The 25,491-nt window shown below is 40.4% G+C and carries 21 protein-coding genes; 13 read left to right on the forward strand and 8 right to left on the reverse strand.

Annotation, left to right across the window (positions count from 1 at the left end; all coding sequences use genetic code 11):
- Nucleotides 1-261 precede the first annotated feature (261 nt).
- The 6 genes from lpdA to ampD all read right to left on the reverse strand — a co-directional run bounded on the left by lpdA (nucleotide 262) and on the right by ampD (nucleotide 9,209).
- Nucleotides 262-1,686, reverse strand: a complete 1,425-nt coding sequence (gene lpdA / locus AN394_RS16940; protein ID WP_054562783.1) for a dihydrolipoyl dehydrogenase — start codon at nucleotides 1,684-1,686, stop codon at nucleotides 262-264.
- A 188-nt stretch (nucleotides 1,687-1,874) separates the two neighbouring features.
- Nucleotides 1,875-3,758: a pyruvate dehydrogenase complex dihydrolipoyllysine-residue acetyltransferase gene (aceF, locus tag AN394_RS16945; protein ID WP_055022074.1), complete on the reverse strand. Its 1,884-nt coding sequence runs from the start codon at nucleotides 3,756-3,758 to the stop codon at nucleotides 1,875-1,877.
- A 9-nt stretch (nucleotides 3,759-3,767) separates the two neighbouring features.
- On the reverse strand, nucleotides 3,768-6,434 hold the full coding sequence (aceE, locus tag AN394_RS16950) for a pyruvate dehydrogenase (acetyl-transferring), homodimeric type (protein WP_055022075.1): 2,667 nt from the start codon (nucleotides 6,432-6,434) through the stop codon (nucleotides 3,768-3,770).
- 85 nt (nucleotides 6,435-6,519) lie between these two features.
- Nucleotides 6,520-7,269 (reverse strand): pyruvate dehydrogenase complex transcriptional repressor PdhR, encoded by a 750-nt coding sequence (gene pdhR / locus AN394_RS16955; protein WP_055022076.1) that lies wholly within the window; start codon nucleotides 7,267-7,269, stop codon nucleotides 6,520-6,522.
- A gap of 524 nt (nucleotides 7,270-7,793) precedes the next feature.
- Complete coding sequence (gene ampE, locus AN394_RS16960) at nucleotides 7,794-8,645, reverse strand: beta-lactamase regulator AmpE (protein WP_054562786.1); 852 nt, start codon at nucleotides 8,643-8,645, stop codon at nucleotides 7,794-7,796.
- A gap of 21 nt (nucleotides 8,646-8,666) precedes the next feature.
- On the reverse strand, nucleotides 8,667-9,209 hold the full coding sequence (ampD, locus tag AN394_RS16965; RefSeq protein WP_054562787.1) for a 1,6-anhydro-N-acetylmuramyl-L-alanine amidase AmpD: 543 nt from the start codon (nucleotides 9,207-9,209) through the stop codon (nucleotides 8,667-8,669).
- A gap of 187 nt (nucleotides 9,210-9,396) precedes the next feature.
- Here ampD and nadC point away from each other — a divergent pair, with 187 nt between their 5' ends.
- From nadC to yacG, 8 genes are all read left to right on the forward strand, one after another.
- Complete coding sequence (gene nadC, locus AN394_RS16970) at nucleotides 9,397-10,245, forward strand: carboxylating nicotinate-nucleotide diphosphorylase (RefSeq protein WP_055022077.1); 849 nt, start codon at nucleotides 9,397-9,399, stop codon at nucleotides 10,243-10,245.
- Nucleotides 10,246-10,737: 492 nt separating this feature from the next.
- Nucleotides 10,738-11,166, forward strand: a complete 429-nt coding sequence (locus AN394_RS16975; RefSeq protein ID WP_055022078.1) for a pilin — start codon at nucleotides 10,738-10,740, stop codon at nucleotides 11,164-11,166.
- Between the two features lie 57 nt (nucleotides 11,167-11,223).
- Nucleotides 11,224-13,173 carry a sulfatase-like hydrolase/transferase gene (locus AN394_RS16985; RefSeq protein WP_082423012.1) on the forward strand — a complete coding sequence of 650 codons (1,950 nt, stop codon included), beginning with the start codon at nucleotides 11,224-11,226 and terminating at the stop codon, nucleotides 13,171-13,173.
- Between the two features lie 20 nt (nucleotides 13,174-13,193).
- Nucleotides 13,194-14,423, forward strand: coding sequence for a type II secretion system F family protein (locus tag AN394_RS16990; protein ID WP_055022081.1), 1,230 nt, complete (start codon nucleotides 13,194-13,196; stop codon nucleotides 14,421-14,423).
- A gap of 150 nt (nucleotides 14,424-14,573) precedes the next feature.
- Nucleotides 14,574-15,470 (forward strand): A24 family peptidase, encoded by an 897-nt coding sequence (locus AN394_RS16995; RefSeq protein ID WP_055022082.1) that lies wholly within the window; start codon nucleotides 14,574-14,576, stop codon nucleotides 15,468-15,470.
- A gap of 2 nt (nucleotides 15,471-15,472) precedes the next feature.
- Nucleotides 15,473-16,072: a dephospho-CoA kinase gene (gene coaE / locus AN394_RS17000; RefSeq protein ID WP_055022083.1), complete on the forward strand. Its 600-nt coding sequence runs from the start codon at nucleotides 15,473-15,475 to the stop codon at nucleotides 16,070-16,072.
- A gap of 193 nt (nucleotides 16,073-16,265) precedes the next feature.
- On the forward strand, nucleotides 16,266-17,942 hold the full coding sequence (gene pilB, locus AN394_RS17005; protein WP_055022084.1) for a type IV-A pilus assembly ATPase PilB: 1,677 nt from the start codon (nucleotides 16,266-16,268) through the stop codon (nucleotides 17,940-17,942).
- A 73-nt stretch (nucleotides 17,943-18,015) separates the two neighbouring features.
- A complete protein-coding gene (yacG, locus tag AN394_RS17010) occupies nucleotides 18,016-18,249 on the forward strand; it encodes a DNA gyrase inhibitor YacG (protein ID WP_054562797.1) in 234 nt (77 codons plus the stop codon).
- Nucleotides 18,250-18,306: 57 nt separating this feature from the next.
- On the opposite strand, the gene AN394_RS17015 is transcribed toward yacG, so the two are convergent.
- The gene (locus AN394_RS17015; RefSeq protein ID WP_055022085.1) at nucleotides 18,307-18,834 is read right to left on the reverse strand and encodes a Spy/CpxP family protein refolding chaperone; all 528 of its coding nucleotides are present in this window, start codon (nucleotides 18,832-18,834) and stop codon (nucleotides 18,307-18,309) included.
- A 171-nt stretch (nucleotides 18,835-19,005) separates the two neighbouring features.
- On the opposite strand from AN394_RS17015, the gene AN394_RS17020 reads away from it, so the two are divergent.
- The 3 genes from AN394_RS17020 to AN394_RS17030 are packed head-to-tail and all read left to right on the forward strand — an operon-like array spanning nucleotide 19,006 to nucleotide 22,024.
- Entirely contained in the window at nucleotides 19,006-19,695 is a 690-nt protein-coding gene (locus AN394_RS17020; RefSeq protein ID WP_054562799.1) for a response regulator, read from the forward strand.
- 1 nt (nucleotide 19,696) lies between these two features.
- Nucleotides 19,697-21,082 carry an ATP-binding protein gene (locus AN394_RS17025; protein ID WP_082423013.1) on the forward strand — a complete coding sequence of 462 codons (1,386 nt, stop codon included), beginning with the start codon at nucleotides 19,697-19,699 and terminating at the stop codon, nucleotides 21,080-21,082.
- Nucleotides 21,083-22,024, forward strand: a complete 942-nt coding sequence (locus AN394_RS17030) for an alpha/beta fold hydrolase (protein WP_054562800.1) — start codon at nucleotides 21,083-21,085, stop codon at nucleotides 22,022-22,024.
- Here the strand turns inward: AN394_RS17030 and AN394_RS17035 are convergent.
- A complete protein-coding gene (locus AN394_RS17035) occupies nucleotides 22,003-22,911 on the reverse strand; it encodes a cation diffusion facilitator family transporter (RefSeq protein ID WP_082401648.1) in 909 nt (302 codons plus the stop codon). The genes AN394_RS17030 and AN394_RS17035 overlap by 22 nt on opposite strands.
- A 101-nt stretch (nucleotides 22,912-23,012) precedes the next feature.
- Here AN394_RS17035 and trmL point away from each other — a divergent pair, with 101 nt between their 5' ends.
- Together trmL and AN394_RS17045 are read left to right on the forward strand one after the other, a co-directional pair.
- Nucleotides 23,013-23,477 (forward strand): tRNA (uridine(34)/cytosine(34)/5-carboxymethylaminomethyluridine(34)-2'-O)-methyltransferase TrmL, encoded by a 465-nt coding sequence (gene trmL / locus AN394_RS17040; RefSeq protein ID WP_054550977.1) that lies wholly within the window; start codon nucleotides 23,013-23,015, stop codon nucleotides 23,475-23,477.
- 104 nt (nucleotides 23,478-23,581) lie between these two features.
- A complete protein-coding gene (locus AN394_RS17045) occupies nucleotides 23,582-25,465 on the forward strand; it encodes a bifunctional diguanylate cyclase/phosphodiesterase (RefSeq protein WP_055022086.1) in 1,884 nt (627 codons plus the stop codon).
- Nucleotides 25,466-25,491: the final 26 nt, after the last annotated feature.

A 25,491-nucleotide genomic window follows, 5' to 3' on the forward strand; every position in this document is an offset into this window, starting at 1 on the left:
GGTTAGTGGTTAGTGGTTAGTGGTTAGTGGTTAGTGGTTAGTGGTTAGTGGTTAGTGGTTAGTGGTTAGTGGTTAGTGGTTAGTGGTTAAACAAGTATAATTCATTTCATGTATGACACGCTTTTGTTCAATTACAAAAAATAAAACCACTCTCTCGATCAACTAACGTCTGACATCTGATATCTAACCTCTAAAAAGCTTATTGTTAAAAACAAAAAACCCAGCCGGGGCTGGGTTTTTAAAAAGATTAGTCAAAAGAACTTACTTCTTTTTAACTGCTTTTTTGTTTGGAAGGTCAGTGATTGAACCTTCGAAGATTTCAGCAGCTAGACCGATTGATTCGTTTAATGTTGGGTGAGCGTGAATAGTTAACGCTAGGTCTTCACCGTCTGCGCCCATTTCAACTGCTAAGCCGATTTCACCAAGCATTTCACCTGCGTTGATACCAACCATAGCACCACCGATAACACGACCTGAGTCTTTATCGAAGATTAGCTTAGTTTGACCTTCAGTACGTGCTGAAGCAATTGCACGGCCAGAAGCAGCCCAAGGGAATACAGCAGTTTCGATGCTTAAGCCTTGCTCTTTTGCTTCTTTCTCAGTTACACCAACCCATGCGATTTCTGGATCTGTGTATGCGATTGAAGGAATGCACTTAGGATCGAAGAAGTGTTTCTGACCAGAGATAACTTCTGCAGCAACGTGAGCTTCGTGAACCGCTTTGTGCGCAAGCATTGGTTGACCAACGATATCACCGATAGCGAAGATGTGATCAACGTTTGTTTTAAGCTGCTTATCAACATTGATGAAACCGCGCTCATCAACGTTAACGCCTGCTTTATCAGCGTCAAGTAATTTACCGTTAGGTGTACGACCAACAGCAACAAGTACTTTATCGTAACGTACTGCGTCAGCTGGTGCGTTTTTGCCTTCGAATGAAACGTATAGACCGTCTTCTTTCGCTTCAACGCCAACAACTTTAGTAGAAAGCATTACATTGAACTTGTTCTTAACGTATTTTTGGTAGATCTTGATAACGTCTTTATCAGCTGCTGGTACTAATTGATCAGCAAACTCAACTACGTCGATTTCAGAACCTAGTGCACGGTATACAGTACCCATTTCAAGACCGATGATACCACCACCTAAAACTAGTAGCTTCTCAGGAACGTCTTTAAGCTCTAGCGCACCAGTTGAGTCAATTACACGGTCATCTTCAGGGATGAAAGGTAAGTTAACAGGTTGAGAACCCGCTGCAATAATAGCATTGTCAAAAGTGATTGTTGTTGTACCGTCTTCACCTTCAACAGCAAGTGTGTTGCTGCCAGTGAATTTACCGTAGCCGCTAACTACTTTCACTTTACGCATTTTAGCCATGCCGTCTAAGCCGCCAGTTAGTTGACCGATTACAGACTCTTTCCAATCACGGATTTTGTCTAGGTCGATTTCAGGCTTGCCAAAAGTAACGCCGTGAGATGACATTTCAGCTGCGTCATCAATCACTTTAGCTACGTGTAAAAGTGCTTTTGAAGGAATACAACCCACATTTAGACATACACCGCCTAATGTGTTGCGAGATTCTACCAATGTAACTTCTAAGCCCAAGTCAGCAGCACGGAAAGCCGCAGAATAACCACCAGGACCACCGCCTAGTACAACAACTTGAGTTTTTAATTCGTTGCTCATGCTATTACCTTAAATGTTTGAACGGGACACTGCCCCTAAGTTTAACTGCCATGTTTCTGCAAGGCAGAAAGGGAGAGCAGATATCTATACCAAGATTGTTCTATGGCAAAGATTGTATCATTGCCAATGGTAAAAATCCCAGCAAAAAACAACTTGCTGGGATTTGATTATTATAAATTATGAGACGATTACATCACCAATTGACGAATATCGCTCATGTAGCTTGCTAGCGTCACAGTAAAGCGTGCTGCTAGTGCACCGTCAATAACCCTATGGTCGTATGACATTGATAATGGAACCATTAATTTAGGTTCAAACTCTTTGCCATTCCACTTAGGTTTCATTTCTGACTTAGATACACCCAAGATAGCAACTTCTGGTGCATTCACAATTGGCGTGAACGCTGTACCACCGATACCACCAAGGCTTGAGATTGTGAAACAACCGCCTTGCATATCAGATGAAGTTAGCTTGCCGTCACGTGCTTTCTTAGAAATATCCATTAACTCACGAGAAAGTTCAATGATGCCTTTCTTATCAACATCTTTGAACACTGGAACAACTAGACCATTTGGCGTATCAACTGCAACACCGATATTGATGTATTTCTTCAAGATTAAGCTTTCGCCGTCTTCAGACAGTGAAGAGTTAAACGTTGGGAATTCAGCTAATGCTTTCGCCGCTGCTTTCATCACAAATACAAGAGGTGTGATTTTAACACCCAGCTTTTTCTTCTCAGCAAGCGCATTTTGCTCTTTACGGAATGCTTCAAGGCTTGTGATATCAGCTTCGTCAAACTGTGTAACATGCGGGATTTGCACCCAGTTACGATGTAAGTTAGCACCTGATAACTTCTGGATACGAGAAAGTTTCTTCTCTTCGATTTCACCAAACTTAGCAAAATCAACCTTAGGCCAAGGGATAAGACCTAACTCACCGCCACCAGCATTACCTTTACCTGAAGACAGCTGACCTGACTCAACTTTCTTCACAAGGTCTTTCACGTAGTTTTGTACGTCTTCTTTCACAACACGATTCTTACGACCCGTGCCTTTTACGTTTGCTAGGTTAATACCAAACTCACGCGCTAAACGACGAACAACAGGCGATGCATGTGCATACGCTTTGTTATCTGCAAAACCTTCGTTGCTTGCAGGTGCTGATGCTGGCTTTTCAGGTGCAGGCGCTGCTTCAGCTTTTGCAGGAGCAGGAGCAGGTGCCGCTGCTGCTAGTGCACTACCCGCTACTTCAAATACAAAGACAAGTGAGCCAGTTGATACTTTATCCCCAGCAGCTACTTTGATTTCTTTAACAGTACCAGCAAATGGTGCAGGTACTTCCATTGATGCTTTATCGCCTTCAACGTTTAAGATTGATTGATCTTCTTCAACCTTGTCGCCTACAGCAACCATCACTTCGGTTACTTCAACTTCGTCACCACCGATATCAGGCACGTTAACTTCTTTAGTGCTTGATGCCGCTGCTGCCGGCGCTGCTTCAGCTGGTGCTGATTCTGCAGCAGGCGCTTCTGAACCGCTTGAAGCTGTTTCAAAAACGAAGATTAGAGAGCCCGTTTTCACTTTATCGCCAGTCGCAATTTTGATCTCTTTAACCGTACCCGCGATTGGAGCAGGTACTTCCATTGATGCTTTATCGCCTTCAACGCTTAATAAAGATTGCTCTTCTTCAACCGTGTCACCTACCGCAACCATGATTTCAGTTACTTCAACTTCATCATCGCCGATATCTGGCACAGTTACTTCCTGCACAGCAGAAGCTGCAGGCGCAGCTGCTGGAGCTGGCGCATCTTCTTTAGCCTCTGCAGGAGCCGCAGCTTGTTCTTCACCTTCGAAGATCATGATAAGTGAACCCGTCGTTACCGTATCACCTTCAGCTACTTTAATTTCTTTAACCGTACCTGCTTGTGCAGCAGGTACTTCCATTGATGCTTTGTCGCCTTCAACCGTTAATAACGATTGGTCAACCTCAACCTTATCACCAACGCTAACAAGGATTTCGGTTACTTCAACTTCATCGCCACCGATATCTGGTACATTAATTTCAATACTCATTGGAACCTCTTATGCGTATAGCGGGTTAACTTTGTTTGTGTCGATGTCGAATTTCTTGATTGCTTCAACAACTACTGACTTCTCAACTTCACCACGTTTAGCAAGCTCAGATAGTGTTGCAACCACAACATAACCAGCATTCACTTCGAAGTGACGACGTAAGTTTTCACGGCTATCAGAACGACCGTAACCATCAGTACCTAACACTTTGTAGTTGCTGCTTGGTACGAATGAACGAACTTGTTCTGCGTAGTTCTTCATGTAGTCTGTTGCTGCAACAGTCACGGCATCAGTTAATGCGTCCGTGATGTAAGCAGTCTTTTGCTCTGCTTCTGGATTAAGCATGTTGAAACGCTCAGCGTCTTGACCGTCACGAGTTAACTCATTGAATGACGTTACAGAGAATACATCTGAACCAATACCATACTCTTCGCTCAGGATTTGTGCCGCTTTACGCACTTCAATCATGATAGTACCTGAACCTAGTAACTGTACTTTCGCTTTATCGCCAGCCACAGTTTCAAGCTTATAGATACCTTTACGAATACCTTCTTCAGCGCCTTCTGGCATTGCCGGTTGATGGTAGTTTTCGTTCATTAGCGTTAGGTAATAGAACACGTTTTCTTGGTCTTCACCGTACATGCGACGGATACCGTCTTGCATGATTACCGCTACTTCGTATGCGAATGTCGGATCATAAGAAATACAGTTAGGAACCGTGTTAGCAAGAATGTGGCTGTGACCATCTTCGTGCTGTAAACCTTCACCGTTTAGTGTAGTACGACCTGCCGTAGCACCTAGTAAGAAACCACGTGCTTGTTGGTCACCGGCCATCCACGCCATATCACCTACACGTTGGAAACCAAACATTGAGTAGTAGATGTAGAATGGGATCATTGGTAAATCGTTAGTGCTGTATGATGTTGCAGCAGCAACCCATGATGACATTGCACCTAACTCGTTGATACCTTCTTGTAGTACCTGACCTGATGTTGCTTCTTTATAGTAAGAAACGATGTCACGGTCTTGCGGCGTGTAGTTTTGGCCATGTGGGTTATAAATACCGATTTGACGGAATAAACCTTCCATACCAAATGTACGCGCTTCATCAGCGATGATAGGAACGATGTTTTTACCAATGCCTTTGTCTTTTAGTAACACGTTAAGTGCACGTACAAAGCCCATTGTTGTAGAGATGTCACGTTTTTGCTCTTCAAGTAGTGGCTTAAACGCGTCAACTTCTGGCAATATTAAGCTTTCAGAAAACTTAGGAATACGCTTAGGTGTGTAACCTTGAAGCGCTTCACGGCGAGCGTGAAGATACTTGTACTCTTCAGAACCCTCTTCAAGAGTAAGATATGGTAAGTCTTTAATTTCTTCATCAGAAACTAAATCTTGTAGACCTAAACGTGAACGTAGGTGCTCAACATGAGTCATGTCCATTTTCTTAACTTGGTGCGCGATGTTTTTACCTTCAGCCGCTTCACCCATGCCGTAACCTTTTACAGTTTTAGCTAGGATCACAGTAGGACGATCTTTGGTTTCTTCCGCTTTTTTGAATGCAGCGTAAAGTTTTGAAGGCTCATGGCCACCACGCTTAAGTGCGAAGATTTCTTCATCAGTCATATCAGCAACAAGTGCTGCTGTTTCTGGGTAACGACCGAAGAAGTGCTCACGAACATATGCACCGTCTTTTGCTTTATATGTTTGGTAATCACCGTCAATCGTTTCGTTCATTAACTGCAGTAATTTACCTGATGTATCTTTAGCAAGTAGGATATCCCAACCACTACCCCATACAACTTTAATCACGTTCCAGCCTGCACCTTTGAATAGGCCTTCAAGCTCTTGAATGATCTTACCGTTACCCATTACTGGGCCATCTAAACGCTGTAAGTTACAGTTGATTAGGTAACATAAGTTATCTAGCTTCTCACGCGCAGCGAATGAGATTGCACCACGTGATTCTGGCTCATCCATTTCACCATCGCCTAAGAAAGCGTATACACGTTGGTTTTTAGTGTCTTTTAAGCCACGACCGTCTAGGTATTTTAAGAAACGAGCTTGGTAGATTGATGCAATTGGACCAAGACCCATTGATACCGTAGGGAACTGCCAGAATTCAGGCATTAACTTAGGGTGTGGGTATGAAGGAAGACCTTTACCATCAACTTCTTGACGGAAGTTGTCAAGCTGCTCAGCTGTTAAACGACCTTCAACAAATGCACGTGCATAGATACCTGGAGAAATGTGACCTTGGTAATAAACTAAATCACCACCATCTACATCGTTTGGTGCTTTGAAGAAGTGGTTAAAACATACTTCATAGAATGCAGCTGAAGACTGGTAAGAAGCCATATGGCCGCCTAAGTCTAGATCTTTTTTCGACGCTCGTAATACGATCATGATCGCATTCCAACGAATGATTGAACGGATACGACGCTCAATGTTTACGTCACCTGGGTAAGCAGGTTCTTGATCTACCGGGATGGTATTAACGTAGTTAGTGGTTGTGCCAGTAGGCATATCAACACCGTCTAAACGGGCTTGCTCTAACACTTGCTCAAGTAAGAATTGAGCACGTTCAACACCTTCTTCGCGCACAACAGACTCAAGGGCTTGTAACCACTCTTGTGTTTCTAGCGCGTCTACGTCAATTTTATTGACTTCAGACATATGGAGGTTTCCTTATGTTTAAAATACTAATTATTTTAATAAATCTTAAAATTAAGTAGTTAACTAAACTTAGCTAATCACTTGCTTAATGTTGTTTGGTGCGTCTTAAACTACGTTCAATCCGCGAATGCTCTTTGCCAGCCTCAAGTAAGGCTTCTTCGATAAAGGCTAAGTGAGCATTACTAGCAAGACGTGCTTGCTCTGGGTTTCCTTCAATAACCGCATCCATCAACAGTCGTCTATGTTCTGCGAGCTGCTGGCTGATCTGTGGTTTTTTTAACAGTACAGTTAAATTCTGTAATACATTTTGCTCTAGCAAGGCCTGCATACCACGTACTAAATGTAGCAGTACAACGTTATGAGACGCTTCTGCCACACTAAAATGAAATGCATTAATTGCTTTTGCTTTTTGCACAATGTCGTCATTAACGAGCGCAATGTTGTCAAAACTTTGTTTTACTTTTCTGAAGTCATTCGTTGTGCCGCGCATAGCTGCATAATATGCTGCAATTCCTTCAAGGGCATGACGAAATTCGAGTAAATCAAATTGTGACTCTGGATGCTTACTAATCAAATCAAAAAGCGGATCAGTGAGCCCCTCTTCAAGCTGATTTTTTACGAACGTTCCACCACCTTGGCGACGCGTTACTAACCCCTTAGCTTCTAGCTTTTGAATTGCCTCACGCAGTGAAGGTCTCGATACTTCAAATTGTTTCGCTAACTCACGCTCAGGAGGCAGCTTTTCGCCTGGCGCCAACGACCCCTCAAGAATCATATTCTCAAGTTGTTGTAAAATTACATCAGATAATTTTGCTGCTTTAATCTTTAAAGACATTTATTAACGTCCGCATTGTTATGCGCTAACCCCATAAATATCGGGTATTTAGCCTTGTGCTTTGACCAAAAAGGTAAATTGGTCATACCAAATTTGTCGCATACGTTATCAAAAACCCGTATTTCTGTCAATTTCACTACGTTCAGCGCCTAGTTACACCCTAACGTAATTCGTCTAAAGATTAAACAGTATGGATTAAAGTGGCTTTTTCTGAAGGAAAAAACAATAAAAAATAAATGGTCAGACCAGATTAAACGGCAGAACTTTTAGTGGTCAGGTATTAGATGTTAGATGAATTGAGTAGCTTTGTAGCAGCGGTTTACCCCGCATCGTTGAATTGAATGCTGAAAAATATTCGAAGTAGGATGCTCTTCAGTGCTGAAAAATTAAAACTCAATCAAAGTGCAACAGCAGAGATTCATGACTAGTAACTTTCCTACAAGCTTTACTCTTGAAACTTGCTAACTCAAACACATTCCCGGCTAAAGCCAGTCCTACATCTCGTAACTTGCTAACTTTACACGCTACGCCAAACCACCAAATAAAGTAAGTGCTGCGATGATCACTAAAAAGAATAATACATTTCTTTTTACAAGTTTCATCATACAGGTGGCTTCATAAGTACAGCCAAAATGTTGCTGCTCAATTTGCTCAGCGGCAAGTGCAGTTTGCGTAACTACTTTTCGGTTACTCACTGAAAAGTCGAGCACATACTTGAGCCAACAACTGGTACCTTTATTAAAGTTACCAATCACTAAATAACCAAAGCTTGCAACCCGAGCTGGTAACCAATCGAGCCAAAACAGTAAGCTATGTACTAGTTTAAAACGCTTAGCATAGGCAACACTGTGATCATCCCTTACTTTGTCAGCAAAAGTACGAACTAATGCGTAAAGCACCGCGCCAGGCACACCTAAAACCACAAACCAAAAAATAACTGCACAATAAAAGCGAAAATTTAACCAAGCTAAAGTTTGGCCAAAAGTCTCACCATGAGGGTCATCTTCTGTCTTCTTTTGGCCCATTTGTAACGCAAATAGGGTTGCCGCTTCTTGATCGTTGCGGGTTAACGCATTTAAGTAAGACTTATATAAAGCACGTTGCTTAGCACAACCAAAACACACCAGCAGCACAGCAACATTCACAGCTAGTTGCCAAATAATAAAATCAGAGAGTTGATAAACTAAACCTGCGGCAACGACAGGCAGCATTAACCAAATCAAAAAACCAATTGGCGAATTAAATAAGCCTTTTTCTGAGAGTTGTTTTTGCGAGTGCTTAAGGTAGGTATTGGCATAAAAACCGATTTGCCAGTAGTTAGCTCGAGCCCCTAAACGCTCAATTACCAAAGCAATAATTATTGAAATTAAGATCATGCTTTTACCTATATCCTTTAACTAAAACACTAAATCAAAATAGTATTGCCAATCAAAACTCGCACCAGGGTCAGTTTTTCTGCCCGGTGCAATATCACAGTGGCCTACAATGCGTGAACGGTTTATCTCAGGGTACTTTGCCATCAACGCCATAGTCACTAAGTGTAATGCATTATACTGGGCTTGGGTATACGCTTGGTTGTCGGTACCTTCAAGCTCAATGCCCACGCTAAAATCATTACAGCGCTCTCTGCCTTCAAACGTTGAGATACCGGCGTGCCAAGCCCTTTTCTCAAAAGGCACGTACTGAATAATTTCACCGGTACGACGAATAAAGCAATGCGCAGACACTCTTAAGCCTTTTAAATCAGTAAAGCTTTCGTGCGCCGTACAATCAATTGCCCCCATGAACAAATCATCAACATAAGGCGTTGCGAACTGCCCAGCAGGCAATGAAATATTATGAATAACAAGTAATGACACCTCGCCCTCAGGGCGCTCATCGTAATGTGTACAGGGCCTTTGTAACACATTGTTTAATTGGCCCAATTCATTTATATGCATATTAAAAACTAACGATGACAATAAAGTTAAATAGTGTAAAGGGTTAAAATCTCAGGGTCTAGTTGCTTTGATTCAATCGCTTAAAGTAAGAGAAAGGATACTTTAATGTGGCCGATCTTTGTCTTCTATTAAGGGGTTAAACATAGTAAAATTTCGCCAATTTATTAATAAACAATGAGCTTTCGACATGTCAGTCCCTCACACTTTAATTAGCCAGCTGGTAAAACTCGCCCTTGATGAAGATTTAGATTACCAAAGCGCAAATGACGGTGATATTACCGCGCAACTAATTCCAGAAAACGAGCTAGCCGATGCCAAAGTAATTACTCGTGAAGACTGTGTGTTTTGTGGTAAAGACATTATTTTAGAAGTATTTAAGCAAGTCGACCCTAATGTAAACGTTGAAGTACTCGTAAATGACGGCGACAAAGTAGCGGCAAATAGTACACTATTTACAGCATCAGGCTCAGCTCGCGCAATTTTAACTGCAGAGCGCACTGCTCTTAACTTTGTACAAACACTCTCAGGTACAGCAACAACAACAGCTCATTATGTAAAAGAGCTTGAAGGAACCACCACTCAGCTACTCGACACGCGTAAAACAATTCCAGGTTTACGTGCGCTACAAAAATACGCTGTGAACTGTGGTGGTGGCGCGAATCATCGCATCGGCCTTTTTGATGCGTTCCTAATTAAAGAAAACCACATTGCAGCTTGTGGTGGTATTGATAAAGCAGTCGCTCAAGCTAAAGTAAACCACCCGACTAAACCAGTTGAAGTAGAAGTAGAATCACTTGATGAGCTTGAACAAGCGATCACAGCTGGCGCTGATATCATCATGCTTGATAACTTTACTGTAGAGCAAATTCAACAAGCAGTTGTGCTAACAGACAAGCGAGCAAAGCTTGAGGTATCAGGCAACATGACTCTTGAAACTTTAAAAGCCTATTCACAGGCCGGTGTTGACTTTATTTCAAGTGGTGCACTTACAAAAAATTTACAATCAATCGATCTTTCAATGCGATTTAACGGCTAAAATTTCTCTTGTACGTATTTAATGTTTTACCTAATTCGTTGACAAGAAAATAAAAAAAGCATTAAATACGTAAAAAGCCTGAATAGATAACAAAAAATCAATATCTTTTCAGCGCTTTTGACTATTTTGTATACGCACGTCCTGAACCTACACAAGATTGCAATCAATTCAATAAGTTCCTGCAAGGATGCGGTGTCTATAAATAGTACAAATATGTGTAACTAAGCTTATTTTACATCAAACAAAGGTAGGAAAGTTCTGAAAAACTACTTACTGAACAGGAAAATAGCTTCCAAAAACATTTATTGATGCTAAAGTAAATTTATACACGCTTAACAAGTAAAGTTTTTGCTGCTTTGTTAACATTTAAAGGTTAATAAAAGTAGTTTTAAGTAAAACTGTAAGATTTATCCTGTAAATTGAGCACTGTTTTACAACGCTGAAGTTACAGCTAAACTTACTAAATCATCATATCCTTTAGGAGAGGAACAAATGACACAACAAAAGCAACAGGGTTTCACCCTTATTGAATTAATGATTGTGGTTGCAATCATCGGTATATTGGCAGCGGTAGCACTGCCTGCTTATCAAGATTACACAAAACGCGCACACGTTAGTGAAGGTATTACACTTGGCGCTTCGGCAAAAGCAGCTGTAACTGAATATTATGTTTCTCAAGCAGCTCTACCAACAACAAACACAGCAGCTGGTTTACCAGCAGCTTCAAATATCACTGGTAATGCAGTCAATTCAGTAGCAGTTGGTGCGTCTGGTATTATTACTATTACTTATAATGATAAAGTAGCCTCTGGAACAACAATTATCCTAACCCCTACAGTAGACAATACTAAAGGGTCAATCACATGGACTTGTACTGCAGGTACTGTTGACGACAAATATAAACCAGCAAACTGTCGTTAATAACTTAATTTATATGGAAACATAAAGCCTCAGCAATTTACTGAGGCTTTTATTTAAATGAAAAATTATAAAAAAAATATACTAATTAGCTTTTCAATCGCTTTACTAACACTCGCAAATCTAATTTTCAACTCAGTTTCTTTATCAGAGCACAGTGTCAATACTGAAATTACAAAAATAGTTTATAACGCTATTACTACACCTAGGTTTCTTTTTGAGCTCTTGATCGCTTTATTCACATTAGTATTACTTCATATTTTGTTAGCTACATTCGCTACACTCATCATTACTAAATTTGCAAAAGTACCATTCATTACTCTATTAACTTGGTTAATTATATGCAGCTCAATATTAATAGGAAATAGCACACTATACCCCTTATCTTCATTTTCAATTGGAACAAACATCCCTGATTTATTATTCCCAATAACATTAGCTATTTTTCTAACTTTGTTGCTTTTATCAATTAGAAACTTAAGAAACACTTATAAAATCACTTTATTATCAATATTGATATTATTCTCTTTCTTTGAATTTGAAAGCGTAAATAATAAAGTTCATAATGAACCTGCTGAACACCCTAATATAATAGTCATAGGAGTAGATTCTTTACGCCCTGACTTTATATCTCCTGCTTTAACACCTTTTATATGGTCTCAAATAAACAAGAATGGCAAAATTAACAATGTAACTACCCCTAATGCAAGAACATTTCCATCATGGTTTTCAATTCTATCAGGAAAGCTGCCGATCAACACTGGCGCACGTTTTAACCTTACAGAAGAGAAAACTCTGGTAAAGACTGGCATGCTTCAATGGGTATTAAAAAGTCAAGGATATACAACTATATACGCCCAAGATGAAAGAAGGTTCAATAATATAGATCAGTCATATGGCTTTGAAACAATAATAGGTCCACCAGCAAATGCCGCTGAGTTTATTTTAGCAAACTTAGCAAATTTACCTCAGATGGCATTAGCTAGTAACGTTTCACTAATAAATGAAATATTCCCTTATATAAAAGCGAATAGAGCTGCCTATGTTACATATGAGCCAAGCGACTTCAATAATAAGATAAAAAAACAAATCAGTATAAGTTCTTCTCCAATATTTTTGGCGACTCATTTTACATTACCTCACTACCCATTTAAAATTAGGGTTCCATTATTCTTGCCTAATGAACAGTTAAATCCTGATGATCCATATACTTATTTATATAAGTCAATGCTTAGAGAAGCAGATTTACAGGTTTCAAGCTTAGTCAATGATCTTGATGAAGCAGGCTACTTAGATAATGCAATAGTGATCTTTTTATCTGACCATGGCGAAAGTTTCGAGCATCCATCTGATGGCCCTAAAAATGCTATACCTGAATCAAACTTCATTACTAACAGTCAAGGACATGGTACAAATGTTCTGTCGAATTCACAATTTGAAGTCCTTCTTTCAATTGCTACATTTGGCAAAGCGAAAGAATGTGATCAGATATTTACTGGTAATGATGATTACAACTATAGTTTAATTGATATAAAGCCTTCTCTGATGAAATGCTTACAACTTGATAATGATAGTGATGGTATGTCTATTGATGAAGTACCATCTAATAGACCCGTATATAGCGAAAGCTCAATTAATCCAATTGTAACTTCTAATAAAATTATTGATGAACTACAAACTATTGCTAATGGTATTTATTTCTATAAGATTAACTCTGATGGTAAATTAATAGTGAAACCTGAAATCTATCCTAAAGCACTAGAAAGCAAACAAAGAAGCATCATTAAAGGTGACTACAAATTGGCTACCTTCCCAAGTATGATGGACGATTTAATAATTGTTGATTTGAAGAATAATAAATGGTTTCCTGCTTCTCATTTTGAAAATAAAGATATAATAAAATCTATGTTTTTAGCTTTGTGTCTACAATTTAAAAAGGATGCTATTAATGGTGTCTTTAAACAATGCGAGAACCCCCATGAGTTTCTCAAGCAAATTAATATTGATTAGACTTAAAGGTTGTCAATAAAATGAATAATCCTAAAAGTACAGCAACCCAAGACACCTTTGAATGGGTTGGTGTTAATGCTAGAGGTAAAAAGCTTGAAGGTGAACTTTCTGGGCAAAGTATTGCTTTAGTAAAAGCTCAATTGCGTAAGCAAGGAATAACACCGTCAAAGGTCAAACGAAAGGCTAAACCTTTATTCGGTATAAAGTCTGTTCAAAAAATTACACCAAAAGATGTAGCCTTAATTACACGACAGATTGCAACCATGTTGATGGCAGGTGTTCCCCTCATTCAAACTATTGAGATGATAGGAAGTGGTACAAAAAATAAAAGTGTCGAAAAATTAATGGAAGGTATAGGCGATGAGGTAAAAGCGGGTGTGCCTCTTTCTCAAGCGCTTCGAAAACACCCACGCTATTTTGATGATTTATATTGCGATTTAGTGGCCTCAGGTGAGCAATCGGGCGCACTTGATAAAATATTTGACCGAGTAGCACTTTATAAAGAAAAAGCTGAAGCACTCAAATCAAAAATTAAAAAAGCCATGTTTTACCCGATTGCAGTTTTGGTTGTTGCGGTCATTGTAACTTCAATTTTGCTTATCTTCGTTGTGCCGCAATTCCAAGATATTTTTAATGGCTTTGGAGCTGAGCTTCCTGGGTTTACCTTAATGGTGATTGGTATTTCTGAGTTTATGCAGGAATATTGGTGGATAATTCTGATTGCTGTTATCGCAACTGGTTTTGCATATAAAGAAGCCCTCCTTAAGAGTAAAAAACTCAGAGATGCTAACGATAGAGCGATATTAAAACTGCCTGTTATTGGTATGATTTTGAATAAAGCAGCGGTTGCGCGCTATGCTCGCACTTTATCAACTACTTTTGCTGCTGGTGTCCCCCTCGTTGATGCACTCGACTCAGCTGCGGGTGCTTCTGGTAATGCGGTGTATCGTTATGCGATTTTAGAAATCAAAGCCGAGGTCAGTTCTGGTAATTTAATGAACTGGGCGATGCGCAATACTAAAATCTTCCCTGATATGGTCGTTCAAATGGTTGCTATTGGTGAAGAGTCGGGTTCACTTGATGGTATGCTTGCTAAAGTAGCAACGATATATGAACAAGAAGTTGATGATGCCGTTGATGGTTTATCAAGCTTACTTGAGCCCCTTATCATGGCGGTTTTAGGTGTGCTTGTTGGTGGGTTAATTGTTGCTATGTACTTGCCTATATTCCAATTAGGTTCGGTGATTTAAACATAGCTGTAAGCTGTAAGCTGTAAGCTGTAAGCTGTAAGCAAAACTATAAACGCTAGTTGATTGCTTGCTACATAAAATAAATAATAAAAACGCTTCAACACAGCGAAATAATATCGGCCTGCAAATGGCCAGAAGTTAGGTACTTTAATGGAAAACTTTTTTCTTGATATAACCACTGCGATGCAAAGTCAGCAGTGGTTTTATTTTTTGACGGTGGGCTTAGTAAGCCTGTGTATTGGTAGCTTTTTGAATGTGGTGATTTATCGTTTGCCACTGATGATGAAAAGAGAATGGCAAACTGAGTGCCGTATTGTATTGGCCGATGAGCTCAATTCAAAACAGCAAACAGAACAAGCTCCCTTTAATTTAGTAAAACCTAATTCAACTTGCCCTAAATGCAAAGCACCGATTAAAGCTTGGCAAAATATCCCTGTCTTAAGTTGGCTATTGCTTAAAGGTCGCTGTGCAAATTGTCAAACACCGATTTCTGTGCGCTACCCTATTGTTGAAATGCTTACAGCGGTTTTAAGTTTAATTGTTGCTGTCGTGTTTGGACCAACTAAGCTAGCTCTTCTTTATATATTGATTACTTGGGTGTTAGTCGCTTTAACCTTTATCGATATAGATCACATGTTACTGCCTGACCAACTCACTTTGCCACTCGTTTGGCTTGCGCTGATTGCGGCCACTATGGATATTACCATTGCACCGAGCGATGCCATTACCGGCGCTGCAGTTGGCTACCTAAGCTTATGGAGTGTCTATTGGTTGTTTAAGCTTGCTACAGGTAAAGAAGGCATGGGTTATGGCGACTTTAAGCTGTTAGCCGTGTTTGGTGCGCTACTTGGCTGGCAAGATATTTTAACTATCGTGCTGCTATCAAGTGTCGTCGGTGCCATCATCGGCATTTCGCAAATCATTATTCAAGGTAAAGACAAAACTACGCCAATCCCGTTTGGGCCTTATCTTGCCATCGCAGGATGGGTCACCTTACTATGGGGTGAGCAAATTAAAAGTTATTACTTTAACTATTTAGGTTACTAATTATGGCAAACTGGGTTTTAGGGCTAACCGGTGGTATTGGCTCAGGCAAAAGTGCAGTAAGCGCCATGTTTGAAGAGCTTGGTATTCAGGTGGTTGATGCCGATATAGTTGCCAGAGAAGTCGTCGAGCCTGGCTCTGTTGGCCTTACAAAAATTAAAGCACATTTTGGTGATGAGATACTCACGAGTAACGGCACGCTTGATCGCGCAAAACTAAGGGCTATTATCTTTGCCGATGAATCACAAAAGCAATGGCTAAATAACTTATTGCACCCACTTATTCGAGAAACAATGCTGAGCCAATTAAAGCTGGCCACCAGCCACTATGTCATATTAGTTGCTCCCTTACTTTTTGAAAATGGCTTAGAAAAATACTGCAACCATACCTTATTAATTGATGTTCCGGTCGATGTACAAATAACAAGAACTACAGCCCGTGATAATGTCTCTGTAGAATTAGCTAAGCAAATTATCGCTTCACAAATGAGCAGAGCTGATAAAAAACAAAAAGCGGGTGATATTTTGGATAACAACCGCCCTCTTGAAGAAGTAAAAGCTGATGTGCAAAAGCTGCACAAAAAGTACCTAATGCACTCTCACTAGGGTATTGATTTTATTTATAGATTCTCATGAATTTGAACCCATAAAAACCAATACAAAAGTACCAAAACACATTCTAAACAACTGAGTTTTAGGTTAATTTTTTTTGCAATTTTCCTAAAATCAGACAAGACTGATGTAATAGCCTTACTTTTTCTGTTAGATTGTGGCAATAAAGGATCAATCTAGGTGCGCAATGAATATAAACTCACCGCTACTTCGAAAATTTATTACACTCGGTCGCATTGATGCAGAGACCGTAAAATCAAAGCAGCGCGAATATAACTCTACTGCAGAGCTTATTTCTAAAACATGTGGAATGGCTGGCCATGAGCTCGCAGAGCAATGTACAGACCTTTTTCGTGTGCCTTATTTTGACATCAAAGACTTTGACGTTGCGAACATTAGCGAAGAACTAGTTAAAGATAAACTAATTCGTGAGCACCACATTTTACCTCTAGTTAAAAAGGGCCGTAAGCTCTACATTGCAGCCTCAGATCCAACCGACTACGGTGCCTTTGAAAACTTTGAATTTAGTACTGGCCTTTCATGCGAAGTGGTCGTTGTTGATTACACGCAACTTGAAAACAAAATTGAGCAATTACTTGATGCCGCAGGTGGCTTACATTTAAGTGAAGATGAGTTTAAAGAGCTTGGTGAGCTTGAAACAGAAGCCCCTCGCGATTTAGCCAGCAAAGATGAAGATAAAGACGATGCCCCTATTATCGTTTACATCAATAAAATTTTGATGGACGCAATTAAAAAAGGAGCCTCGGATCTACACTTTGAACCTTATGAACACCGCTACCGTGTGCGTTTTCGCATCGATGGTATTTTGCATGAAATGGCAAGTCCACCAAATAGCTTAGCGAGCCGTTTATCTGCACGTATCAAGGTTATGTCACGACTTGATATAGCAGAAAAACGTAAACCTCAAGACGGCCGTATTAAGCTTAAAATTACTGAACGTAAAAGTATCGACTTCCGTGTCAGTACCTTGCCTACCCTTTGGGGCGAGAAAATCGTAATGCGTATTCTCGACTCATCAAGTGCTATGCTAGGTATCGATGTGCTTGGTTATGAACCTGAGCAGAAAAAACTCTACATGGACGCACTTGAGCAACCACAAGGCATGATCTTAGTAACCGGTCCAACGGGCTCTGGTAAAACGGTATCACTTTATACGGGTTTGAATATTCTTAACCAGCCAGAGCGTAATATCAGTACCGCCGAAGATCCAGTAGAGATCAACCTTGAAGGGATTAACCAAGTACAAATTAATCCAAAGGCAGATATGACCTTTGCCAATGCATTAAAGGCTTTCTTACGACAAGATCCCGATGTCGTAATGGTTGGTGAGATCCGTGACCTTGAAACCGCTGAAATAGCAATTAAAGCGGCGCAAACAGGTCACTTGGTATTATCAACTCTGCATACAAACTCTGCACCAGAAACTCTTACTCGTCTTTTAAATATGGGTGTTCCTGCTTATAACGTAGCAAGTTCAATCAGCCTTATTATTGCGCAGCGTCTAGCAAGACGACTTTGCCCTAAGTGTAAAACACCAGAAAAACTACCTGATGAAGAATTGATTCGCCAAGGTTTTGATAAAGACAAGCTCAATGAGGTTCAGTTATTCGCACCAAAAGGATGCGATAGCTGTACTGAAGGCTATAAAGGTCGAGTTGGTATTTATGAGGTAATGCAAATTACCCCTGAAATAGCACAAATTATTATGCGTGGTGGTAACTCACTCGAAATCGCTGAAGTATCTCTGCGCTCAGGCTTTAATGATCTGCGTTTATCTGGCCTGAAAAAAGCCGCTGATGGCGTTACCTCTTTAGCAGAAATAAACCGAGTAACGAGTTTCTAAACAAATTCGTTACTGGATTATCAGCTAACTGTTCAGTAAGATCTGACAAAAGTGCTTATTTGAGAGTTATTCCATGCCAACAGTTGTAAACTGCCCAACATGCAAAGCCAAAGTTGAATGGTCAGAGCAAAGCCCGCATCGCCCATTTTGCTCAAAACGCTGCCAGCTAATTGATTTAGGCGAGTGGTCGTTTGAAAACAATAAAATTTCTAGCCCAATTAGCAATGCTAATGATTTGAGCCAAGATATGATTGAAGATATCGAAGCAATGCTGGCTAAAAACGATGATTCATTCTTTAAAGAATAAAGCGTCAAATACAAAAAATGCGGCAATTGCCGCATTTTTTAATATAACCTATCACTTCTAACCTTCAGAACGCTCAGCTTTGCGTTCGCCTCGATGACCATGGTGGCCCTTTTTGTAACCTTTTTTACGAAGATGCTTTTTAATCTCTTGATAGCTTTCACGCTGTTCTTCATTTAAAACCTGCCAAATCGCATGGTCAGATTTCATTTTTAGCATGGCAAACTGCTGGCCTTTTTCTTGGCGCGCTTTAATCAGCTCTAATGCTGCATTTTCGTCAAATGCTTTTGTTGCTAATAACGCATCCATTTTCTCTTTGTGTGCAGCACGAGCGGCTTTCATTGCATCTTTATCGCCACGCAGTGCTTCAAATTGTGTTTTCTGCTCGGCAAAAATCGCTTTAAGTTGCGTTTGCTGCTCTTCGGTAAGTTGTAATTTATCAATACCACGCTCAGAAAGTAAAAAACGAGCCTGTGGGTTCATACCACGGTTAAAGTCTCCTTTCGCCATTGCTGAAGTAGCACCTACACTGGCTGCTGCTAAACCACAAACAAGTACGAATTTAGAAAGCTTATTTGAAATAGTCATAATCATTACCTTTTGTTGGGTTGTGCTCTGTTGTCGTTTCCGACTGATGGGTTAACTATAACTAATTCAATGCAAAGGAACGCAAACCAGTGTAAAGGTTGTGTAAAGATTCACTTTTACACAATTTACTGAGTAAAATAACCTTAAAGAAATAAATAGCTAGGTGTCAGAATGAAACTATTAATGATCGACGACGATACAGGATTGTGCGAATTACTCAGCGAGTACTTATCAGCACAAGGTTTTACAGTAGAGTGTGTTCATGATGGCGCTGAAGGCCTAAAGCAAGCTATTAAGCATAACTATGAGCTAATATTGCTTGATGTGATGCTACCCTCTATGGATGGCTTTGAGGTGCTAAAGCAGTTAAGACAACATAAGCTTACTCCGGTGATCATGCTAACCGCGAAAGGCGAAGACTTTGATCGTATCTTTGGTTTAGAGCTAGGCGCAGATGATTATATTCCTAAGCCATTTAACCACAGAGAACTGCTAGCTCGCGTTAAAGCAATTACCCGTCGCATAGAACATATCAATAGCTTATCGAGCCAACAGACCAGCTCATTGAGTGTTAACAGCATCAATGTTAATTTCGCAACACGAGAAGCTTCTGTTAAAGATAATGTACTGAGCCTAACCGGCACTGAGTATGAGATCCTTGCCATGCTAGTGCAACATGCCGGTGAAGTGATCAGCAAAGAGCAAATAAGTGAGCAAGTATTAGGTAGACGCCTTGCTCCTTTTGACCGCTCAATCGATATGCATGTCAGCAACATCCGTAAAAAAATTGCAGAGCATGTTAGTAATGAACGGATCAAAACCATGCGTGGCAGTGGTTATGTATTAATACAAGGCGAATAATATGCAAACTCCAAGCTGGCTAAAGCATCCCCGCCATTATTTGTTTTTAAAAATATTTGCTTGGTTTTGGGTTACTGTCATAGCGACTATCACAATACTGGTGTTTTTAAGCCAGTTAACGAGCAATGTGGGCAATGACGACCTGCGTGGACCCATGCTGAAAAATCTTGAGTACACTGCTAAAAGTATTGAACGCATTGTTGCTAAACACGGAAAATCAACCCAAGAGGTTTTATCTCATCCGCGCTTATCAAAGCATAAATTACTGTACTTAAATGGTGAGGTTCATGGTGTTGAAATGCTTAGCGAACCTGTATCCAAAGACATTGATTTAAGCTTGCTGAACTTTACCAAATATATGCGTCCGCAAATTATTTTTACCGATGAATACCAAGCTTATGGGCCGGTAGCTTTGAATGTACCCGAAGGTAAATTTTATCTTTATGAAATCGATGAAAAACGCAAGAAACCGTTTTTTGTCAGCCTATGGCTAATGCCAGTTTGGCTCAAGCTGCTTATTGCTTTAATCGCCTCATTGATGTTGAGTTTCTTCTTTAGCCGTAACTTAATTGCACCTATTAATAGTTTAAAAGAAACCGCAAAAAAGCTTGCTCATGGCGATTTAACTGCCCGTGCCGATGTATCTCCTACTCGTCAAGATGAGTTAGGTGTACTTGGTCGTGACTTTAATACCATGGCAGTACAACTTGAGCAGCTTATTAGCGCTCAAAAACGACTGCTAGCAGATATTTCTCATGAACTACGTTCACCATTAACGCGCTTAAAAATGGCTACAGGCCTTGCACAAATGCAAGCCGATGATGCTCAACACGCTTATTTAGAGCGCATTGAAAAAGAGGCCAATCAGCTCGATAAAATGATTGCCGATGTACTTCAAGTTTCACGCTTAGAAGCCAAAAGCCAGACTCTGGCGTTGAGTACACAATCCTTACAAGTGATTGTTGATCATGTACTCAACGATGCTCAATTTGAGGCCAGGCAAAGTAATAAAGAGCTTATCGTAAATGGTACACTAACAGCCGATTTAAAATGCGATGAAACCTTAATAGCCAGCGCGCTTGAGAATGTACTTCGCAATGCCATTAAATACGCAGAACATTCAATCTCAATAGGCTTAGTTGAATCAGATGCTATCTACATCACTATTTGTGATGACGGTAAAGGGGTTGATGAAGCAAACCTAGCAAGGCTGTGTGAACCTTTCTTCCGTCAGGAGCATGCACGTGATAGAAGCACTGGCGGCACGGGCTTAGGTCTTGCTATTGCAAAGAATGCTATCTCAGCACATGATGGTACACTAACACTTGAAAACCAAGAACATGGCGGACTGTGCGTAAACATCCGCCTACCTTATAAGAGTGAGTAAATGTTTTATAGTAGCGAAGCAAGTCTTGTTAATAACCTACCTAATATTAATCAGTTTTTTTCTGAGCAATTACAGCAAGACTTTCTGAGCACCGCTCATGGCAAGCTTTATTACGGCTATGCAATTCCCCAACAAGCAAAAACGGCCATCGTTATCAGTACTGGCCGAATAGAGTCTTTAATTAAGTACAAAGAGTTGCTGTGGGAGCTATATCAAAATGGCTTTGCAGTTTTTAGTGTTGATCACCAAGGGCAAGGTCGCTCTTATCGTCATTTAAAAAACACTCATAAGGGTTTTGTAAACCGCTTTACTGACTACGCAGATGACTTTGCTGTATTTATAGAAAAAGTGGTGCATCAACACTGGCAAGGAAAGCAGGTTTTGCTTGGCCACTCTATGGGCAGTGCCATTGCCTATGATTACCTATCGCGCTATCAGCATCAATTTGCGGGTGCTTTTTTATCAGCGCCGATGTTTGATATCTATACCAAAGGCACGCCAAAGCCTGTAGCAAAACTGGCTGCTAAAATTGCATCCTTACTTGGTCTTGGCCGCAGCTACGCATTTGGCCAAAGCGATTATTTACCAGTCGACTTTGCAGCTAATGAACTAACCAGTAGTGAAATTCGATATAAACTGTTCAGAGAGCTTTATGCAGCAGAAGGTGATTTACAACTAGGTGGCGTAACCTATGGCTGGCTCAATGCATCGTTTGATTTTATTGCTTCTTTAGTCGATAAAAAAGTCGATATTCCTTTGTTTATCGCAAGCGCCGAGCAAGATACTGTGGTCGATAACGCTGCGCAATTTGCACTTACCCATAGGCAAAAGCAAGCACAACTAAAAAGCTATGCGGGCGCTCGCCACGAACTATTGTGTGAACGCGACGAGATCAGACAAACAATACTCAGCGATTTTTATCAATTTTGTGCAGAACTTTGACGTGTTTTGTTAACCACAGAAAGTGGGTCTAGGTGCATCAAAATATCCATTTCACAATCAAAATGCGTTTGAATTAACGCTTCTACTTCATCAGCAACTTGATGCGCTCTTATCAATGATAATGAGTCTTCCAGCTCTAAATGCATCTGAATAAACTTAATTTTACCACCTTGGCGGGTGCGAATATCATGGGCGCCAAATACGTCTTGATGGCTATTCACAATGGCCAGTATTTGTTGTTTTTCTTCATCTGGGAGCTCTTTATCCATTAAGTGATCAGCACTTTCGCGAGCAATATCCCAGCTGTTATAAAGTAAATAAACAGCCACCCCAATAGCAAATAATGGATCGGCATAAGCGACGCCGTACTTAGCTAACACAATTGCCAGTAATACCGCCAAGTTTAAGATTAAATCGCCTTTATAGTGAATTGAGTCTGCTTTAATGGCGATTGATTCGGTGTGATTAATCACCTTAGTTTGTACAAACACCACCACGAGCGTACAAACAATAGCGAAAATACTAACCCAAATACCAAGGTCTGAATGCTTTAAGGTTACCGGATTAAATAAGCGCTCAATGCCATGAAACGCTAAAAAGCAACCTGAGCCAGCTATAAAAGCGGCCTGTGCAAGCCCGGCTAATGCTTCGGCTTTTCCGTGACCAAAGCGATGGTCGTCATCAGCAGGGCGTAGTGCATAACCTAGCACTAAAAAACTCATCAGTGAGGCTGTGATATCCATTAACGAATCGGTCAATGAACCCAGCATTGACGCCGAGCCAGATGCAAGCCAAGCCCAGCTTTTTGCTGCGATCATTAAACTCACCATAACAATGGTGACTATACTGGCTGTTTTAACCCAAAACTCATAACTACGATGCTGCACAACAACTTACCTTTAGTGAGTAACTGTGTTGAGTATATCATCTTTTAATTCTAGTTCGTGTATACTCAGCAGCAGATCAAATCCTTATAAATGAGATTCACATGCTTGATATTGTGTTGTACCAACCAGAAATTCCACCAAACACGGGTAATATCATTCGCTTATGCGCAAACACAGGTTATGCGTTACACCTAATTGAACCCCTTGGTTTTGAGTGGGATGATAAACGCGTAAAACGTGCAGGTCTTGATTATCATGAGTTTAGCCATGTACAGCGCCATGCCTCGTTTGAAGCATATCTAGAAAAATGCCAACCGAAAAAAGTCTATGCTTGCACCACAAAGGGCAGTCAATTTCACCATCAAGCACAATACCAACCTGGTGATTGTTTAGTGTTTGGCCCTGAAACGCGTGGCTTACCTGATGAACTCATTCAATCGTTGCCGAAAGAGCAACGTGTACGCATTCCAATGCAAAAAGATAGCCGTAGTATGAACTTATCTAACTCAGTTGCTGTATTTGTTTATGAATCTTGGCGTCAGCTGGGGTTTGTGAACGGTCAATAACTCATTGAAAAAGCGCTTGTAATAAATATTTACTAATTGTTTAGCACGACCATTTTTTATGGACTAACCTAAATAGGTTAGTTTGTTCCTAAAGATGGATTTTAATGCGCTTTTTCGCCAGAGTATGCAGTATCATTTTGCTGATGCAGCACTTTTATAGTGCTGCTTCTGCTGCTGTGTCTAATCCCTCTATCTCGCAAGCCCCTAATACAACGCCCCTGTTACTACTGATCTTTTTAGCGATTGTCATCCTCATTGGTGCAGTCATTTACTATCAAAGAAACCAAAAGATGACGCTGATGGATGCCCTACTTTCCCAGTCTAAAGATGGCATTTGGGTCACCGATGAACAGTTTAGGATCATAGAAATCAATAACGCATTTAGTGAAATATCGGGTTATAAGAAAGCCGATGTACTTGGTAAAAAATTCAAAGCATTAACGCAAGCTGGTCGTGATACACAACTCGAAGAAATCATCCAACAAGAGCTGAGTAATGATGGTTATTGGTCTGGCGAAATTTGGAATTTACGCAAAGATGGGCAACCCTACGCCATTGATTTGTGTATTACAAAAGTGACCACACCACGCTTTGCAAAAAACTCTGTACGTTACGTTGGCATGTTTTCTGATGTCACTGCCCGTAAGAATAACGAGCGAACTATGCTCAAGCTCACGACCAAAGACAGTGTCACAGGCTTATCAAACCGCGCCATTTTTATAGAGTCCCTTGAAAAAGCAATCAATGCTTGTAACGACACTTACCCTAGTCTACTAATCATCTTTATCGACATAGACAATTTCAAAAAGATTAACGACTCCCTTGGTCACACAATTGGCGATGTACTACTAAAAGAAGTAGCCTGTCGTTTAACTGACTCTCTAAATTCAGGCTTTACCATTGCAAGACTCGGTGCAGATGAATTTGCGGTACTCGTGCCGCCCTACCTTTATTCTGGTCAAACCGTATTTTTTGCTAAAAAAACCGCAGACATCGTGCTTCAGCAGTTTAAAACCCCATTTATGTTAGATGGTTTTGAGACTTCACTATCTGCCTGTTGTGGTCTTGCTATCTACCCAGACAACGCCTACAACTGTGAATACTTAATGCGCAGCGCAAATAGTGCTTTGAATCATGCAAAAAAAATGGGCCGTAATACGTATCAATTTTTTGATAAAGACCGTCATACCCTCGACCCAACCGAATTAACCAAAGAGAGTGCTTTATTCAAAGCAATCACCAACAATGAGTTTGAGCTTTATTTTCAGCCTAAGTTTGATGCCCAGCATAATCAGTTATACGGCTTTGAAGCATTAGTTCGCTGGCCTCAAGAAGATGGCAGTGTTATTAACCCCGATGAGTTCATTCCGCTTGCCGAACAAAATGGTGCCATTATTCCGCTCACCCAATTACTGATGGAGCAGCTGCTTAATCAACTAGCCCAGTGGCGAAAACAAAACATTTCGTTTGGTAATGTCGCTATTAATATTTCAGCCTTACACTTTCAGCAAAGTAGCCTTATTGAAACACTCATCGACAACTTGGCTAAATTTGACGTTCCAGCACATTGCTTAGAACTCGAGATCACAGAAAGCGCCATGATGGATAATCCTGAATTTGCAGAGCAGCAAATGAAGCGCATTAAATCGATTGGTGTGCACATCGCGCTGGATGACTTTGGAACAGGTCATTCATCACTCAGTTACTTAAAGCGTTTTCCAATCGATACACTCAAAATCGACAAATCATTCGTTAAAGATATCGATAAAAACGACCAAGACCGTAATATCACCGCCACCATAGTGCGGCTAGCTAAGTATTTGGACATAAATGTGGTTGCTGAAGGAGTAGAAACTGAAGAGCAAGCCTACATGCTGCATATTATGGGTTGTCATTTTCAACAAGGTTACTATTACTGCAAGCCATTAAAAGCCAATCAAGTCAGCGAATTTATTAATGACACGCTAGAAAAGCAGCAATCTAGCTAGTGGTTGCAACGGTACATCAAATAAAA

Source organism: Pseudoalteromonas sp. P1-26, assembly GCF_001401795.1.
Taxonomy (GTDB): domain Bacteria; phylum Pseudomonadota; class Gammaproteobacteria; order Enterobacterales; family Alteromonadaceae; genus Pseudoalteromonas.

Coding starts and splice junctions, on each gene's coding strand:
- lpdA (WP_054562783.1), bottom strand. CDS start 1,686: ATGAGCAACGAATTAAAAACTCAAGTTGTTGTACTAGGCGGTGGTCCT.
- aceF (WP_055022074.1), bottom strand. CDS start 3,758: ATGAGTATTGAAATTAATGTACCAGATATCGGTGGCGATGAAGTTGAA.
- aceE (WP_055022075.1), bottom strand. CDS start 6,434: ATGTCTGAAGTCAATAAAATTGACGTAGACGCGCTAGAAACACAAGAG.
- pdhR (WP_055022076.1), bottom strand. CDS start 7,269: ATGTCTTTAAAGATTAAAGCAGCAAAATTATCTGATGTAATTTTACAA.
- ampE (WP_054562786.1), bottom strand. CDS start 8,645: ATGATCTTAATTTCAATAATTATTGCTTTGGTAATTGAGCGTTTAGGG.
- ampD (WP_054562787.1), bottom strand. CDS start 9,209: ATGCATATAAATGAATTGGGCCAATTAAACAATGTGTTACAAAGGCCC.
- nadC (WP_055022077.1), top strand. CDS start 9,397: ATGTCAGTCCCTCACACTTTAATTAGCCAGCTGGTAAAACTCGCCCTT.
- AN394_RS16975 (WP_055022078.1), top strand. CDS start 10,738: ATGACACAACAAAAGCAACAGGGTTTCACCCTTATTGAATTAATGATT.
- AN394_RS16985 (WP_082423012.1), top strand. CDS start 11,224: ATGAAAAATTATAAAAAAAATATACTAATTAGCTTTTCAATCGCTTTA.
- AN394_RS16990 (WP_055022081.1), top strand. CDS start 13,194: ATGAATAATCCTAAAAGTACAGCAACCCAAGACACCTTTGAATGGGTT.
- AN394_RS16995 (WP_055022082.1), top strand. CDS start 14,574: ATGGAAAACTTTTTTCTTGATATAACCACTGCGATGCAAAGTCAGCAG.
- coaE (WP_055022083.1), top strand. CDS start 15,473: ATGGCAAACTGGGTTTTAGGGCTAACCGGTGGTATTGGCTCAGGCAAA.
- pilB (WP_055022084.1), top strand. CDS start 16,266: ATGAATATAAACTCACCGCTACTTCGAAAATTTATTACACTCGGTCGC.
- yacG (WP_054562797.1), top strand. CDS start 18,016: ATGCCAACAGTTGTAAACTGCCCAACATGCAAAGCCAAAGTTGAATGG.
- AN394_RS17015 (WP_055022085.1), bottom strand. CDS start 18,834: ATGACTATTTCAAATAAGCTTTCTAAATTCGTACTTGTTTGTGGTTTA.
- AN394_RS17020 (WP_054562799.1), top strand. CDS start 19,006: ATGAAACTATTAATGATCGACGACGATACAGGATTGTGCGAATTACTC.
- AN394_RS17025 (WP_082423013.1), top strand. CDS start 19,697: ATGCAAACTCCAAGCTGGCTAAAGCATCCCCGCCATTATTTGTTTTTA.
- AN394_RS17030 (WP_054562800.1), top strand. CDS start 21,083: ATGTTTTATAGTAGCGAAGCAAGTCTTGTTAATAACCTACCTAATATT.
- trmL (WP_054550977.1), top strand. CDS start 23,013: ATGCTTGATATTGTGTTGTACCAACCAGAAATTCCACCAAACACGGGT.
- AN394_RS17045 (WP_055022086.1), top strand. CDS start 23,582: ATGCGCTTTTTCGCCAGAGTATGCAGTATCATTTTGCTGATGCAGCAC.